General features: G+C 64.1%; 3 protein-coding genes and 1 pseudogene. All 4 read right to left on the minus strand.

Annotated features, from left to right (window positions below):
* Positions 1 to 118: 118 nt before the first annotated feature.
* Positions 119 to 1,978, minus strand: coding sequence for a dihydroxy-acid dehydratase (gene ilvD, locus AWB70_RS38005; protein WP_045456241.1), 1,860 nt, complete (start codon positions 1,976 to 1,978; stop codon positions 119 to 121).
* Between the two features lie 123 nt (positions 1,979 to 2,101).
* Positions 2,102 to 2,713 carry a TetR/AcrR family transcriptional regulator gene (locus AWB70_RS38010; protein WP_053570784.1) on the minus strand — a complete coding sequence of 204 codons (612 nt, stop codon included), beginning with the start codon at positions 2,711 to 2,713 and terminating at the stop codon, positions 2,102 to 2,104.
* Between the two features lies 1 nt (position 2,714).
* Positions 2,715 to 3,137, minus strand: coding sequence for a nuclear transport factor 2 family protein (locus AWB70_RS38015; RefSeq protein WP_053571045.1), 423 nt, complete (start codon positions 3,135 to 3,137; stop codon positions 2,715 to 2,717).
* A 143-nt stretch (positions 3,138 to 3,280) separates the two neighbouring features.
* Positions 3,281 to 3,357, minus strand: a pseudogene (gene sdhB / locus AWB70_RS38020) (succinate dehydrogenase iron-sulfur subunit); the annotation flags it as partial.

Here is a 3,357-nt window from a genome sequence, read left to right on the forward strand (position 1 = left end):
AGGCGTCGGTTTCTTGAGCATGGCGCTCATTTAACGACAAAGCCCTGGCAAGAGCCAGGGCTTTGTCAGCAGTCTGAAGCCGCTCGTTCGAGCGGCTTTCTACCGGGCGATTGAAACCTCAGTCGTCGAGCAGCGACAAGTCACGCACCGCGCCCTTGTCCGCCGACATCACCAGCTTCGCGTACGCCTTCAGCGCCGCCGACACCTTGCGCGGGCGCGCCTTCGCCGGCTTCCAGCCCTTCGCGTTCTGCTCTTCGCGACGGCGCGCGAGTTCGTCGTCGGACAGGAGCACGTCGATCGTGCGATTCGGAATGTCGATGCGAATCCTGTCGCCGTCCCGCACGAGGCCGATCGCGCCGCCCGCCGCCGCTTCCGGCGAGCAGTGACCGATCGACAGTCCCGACGTGCCGCCGGAGAAGCGCCCGTCCGTCAGGAGCGCGCACGCCTTGCCGAGACCCTTCGACTTGATATAGCTCGTCGGGTAGAGCATTTCCTGCATGCCGGGGCCGCCCTTCGGGCCTTCGTAGCGGACGATGACGATATCGCCCGCCTTGACCTTGTCGTTGAGAATGTTCTCGACCGCTTCATCCTGCGATTCGGTCACGTGCGCGCTGCCTTCGAACACGAGAATGCTTTCATCGACGCCCGCGGTCTTGACGACGCAGCCATCGAGCGCGATGTTGCCGGTCAGCACCGCGAGCCCGCCTTCCTTCGAAAACGCATGCTCGTAAGAACGGATGCAGCCTTCCGCGCGATCCGTGTCGAGGCTCGGCCAGCGCGTGTTCTGGCTGAACGCGACTTGCGTCGGCACGCCCGCGGGACCGGCCATGTAGAACGTCTTCACGGCTTCGTCTTCGGTGAGCTTGACGTCCCACTGCGCGAGCGCGTCTTTCAGCGTGGGCGCGTGCACGGTGGGCACGTCGGTGTGCAGCTTGCCCGCGCGATCGAGTTCGCCGAGGATCGCCATGATGCCGCCCGCGCGATGCACGTCCTCGATGTGATACTTGTTCGTGTTCGGCGCGACCTTGCACAGTTGCGGCACGGTGCGTGAAAGGCGGTCGATGTCCTTCATCGTGAAGTCGATCTCCGCTTCGCGCGCGATCGCGAGCAAGTGCAGGATCGTGTTGGTCGAGCCGCCCATCGCGATATCGAGCGTCATCGCGTTTTCGAACGCCTTGAAGCCGACCGAGCGCGGCAGCACGCGCGCCTCTTCCTGCTCGTAGTAACGGCGCGCCAGTTCGACGATGCCGCGTCCCGCGCGCTTGAACAACTGCTCGCGGTCGGCGTGCGTCGCGACGACGGTGCCGTTGCCGGGCAGCGAGAGGCCGAGCGCTTCGGTGAGGCAGTTCATCGAGTTGGCGGTGAACATGCCCGAGCACGAGCCGCACGTCGGGCACGCGGAGCGTTCCACTTCGGCGACTTCGGCGTCGGAATAATTCTGGTCCGCGGCGATCACCATGGCGTCGACGAGATCGAGCTTCTTGAACTCCATCGTCTTCGTGACGGGATTCGCGAGACGCGTCTTGCCCGCTTCCATCGGGCCGCCGGAGACAAAGATCACGGGAATGTTCAGGCGCATCGCGGCCATCAGCATGCCGGGCGTGATCTTGTCGCAATTGGAGATGCACACCATGGCGTCGGCGCAATGCGCGTTGACCATGTATTCGACCGAATCCGCGATGATCTCGCGGCTCGGCAACGAATACAGCATGCCGTCGTGCCCCATTGCGATGCCGTCATCGACGGCGATCGTGTTGAACTCTTTCGCCACGCCGCCCGCGGCCTCGATCTCGCGCGCGACGAGCTGGCCCAGATCCTTCAGATGGACGTGGCCCGGCACGAACTGGGTGAACGAATTGACAACGGCGATGATCGGCTTCGAGAAATCTTCGTCTTTCATGCCGGTGGCGCGCCAGAGCGAGCGCGCGCCCGCCATGTTGCGGCCGGCGGTGGAGGTTTTGGAACGGTATGTGGGCATCGTGGTGGCTGTTGGAATATCGCGGAGAGAATCAAAAGCGGGCCACGAGGATAAAGGCCCTTGCGCGCGTGATTCGCCGGCCTTTTGGGTCGCGAAGGCGCGAATTTTGGGATTATCCCACACCTAGTTATCTGCTTCGTCCACCCCGTTTCGACGCGCGGCCTCCACCAGCGCGCGAATCGCCCAGCGCCGGACCTTGCGCGCGCGGGCCTCGTCGAGTTGCAGCACGTCCTTGCAGACGATCATCGCCTCCGTGCCGATGACGAGCGCAAGCGCCTGCGTCAAGGTATCGAGCGCGGCGGGCTTGAGCCGGTCGCGCGCGGGTTCGAGCGCCGCCTCGATCAACGGCGTGCGCCGGTTCTGACGCAGCGGCACTTCGTCTTGCGGCTCGCCCTTCGCCACGCGTTCCAGCGAATGCGCGAGCATCATGCGCAGCGGCGCTTCGTTCGCGCGGATCATGTCGTGAAGCGCGGCATCGACACGCAGCAATCGCGCGACCGGATCGTCCGATGCGCGCGCGGAAAAGAGCGTGCCGGCGTCGGGCGTATCGACATCGAGCGAGGCTTCCAGCAAGAGCGCGTCGATGCTCGGGAAATGCCGGTACGCCGTCGCGCGCGACACCAGCGCCTCGGCTGCGACCTCTTCTAGACTCGGCTTGCGCCCCGCTTTCATGAACCGCGACGCCGCCTGCAACAGGTCCTTGCGCGTGCGCTGCTTCTGATTGCCGCGCGCCATGTCACGCCTGCGGCAACTGGCCGATGATCGCCGCGAGATCGACCCACACGTTCTCGCGCCGGATCTGCCCGCTCTCGCTGAATTCGACGACATGCAGCATGCGGAATTGCAGCGGACGCCCGCGCCCTTCGAGCCCGAACGGCCTGCCCGGCGCCTTGCCCCGCCACATCGATTCGTCGATGACGAAGCCGTCGCCATAAAGACGACGCAGACTTTCGACGCGGCTCTCCGACAGATCCGCGAACAGCGCTTCGTAGAACGGCCGCGCGCCCTCGCGCCCATGCGCCGGACCCGCGGGCCAGCCGACTATGTCGTGCTCCACGTCTTCCGTGAGCGTGGCGAGCACGCCTTCGACATCGTCGTGCCGCTCGAAACCGAAGTGCTCGTCGATTTTCCGGTCCATTTCCGTACGGGTCAGCGTCATGATTGCCTCCTTGCGCCATGCCTGCCGATTCATTCTAGTGAGACGACAGTCTCATTACAAGATAGAAATATCGGATGATGGAAGCGGCGAAAAAAAAGCGCAGCCTCTCGCGAGACTGCGCTTTTTTCAAACGCTGACGACGATCAAACCGCCCGGCGCACCATCAATTCCTTGATCTTGCCGATCGCCTTGGTCGGATTGAGCCCCTTGGGGCACACGT

The organism is Caballeronia cordobensis (assembly GCF_001544575.2).
Classification (GTDB): Bacteria; Pseudomonadota; Gammaproteobacteria; order Burkholderiales; family Burkholderiaceae; genus Caballeronia; species Caballeronia cordobensis.

What these genes read in the sequence shown, in the direction of transcription:
- ilvD (WP_045456241.1), bottom strand. Translation starts at nt 1,978, where the DNA reads ATGCCCACATACCGTTCCAAAACCTCCACCGCCGGCCGCAACATGGCG.
- AWB70_RS38010 (WP_053570784.1), bottom strand. Translation starts at nt 2,713, where the DNA reads ATGGCGCGCGGCAATCAGAAGCAGCGCACGCGCAAGGACCTGTTGCAG.
- AWB70_RS38015 (WP_053571045.1), bottom strand. Translation starts at nt 3,137, where the DNA reads ATGACGCTGACCCGTACGGAAATGGACCGGAAAATCGACGAGCACTTC.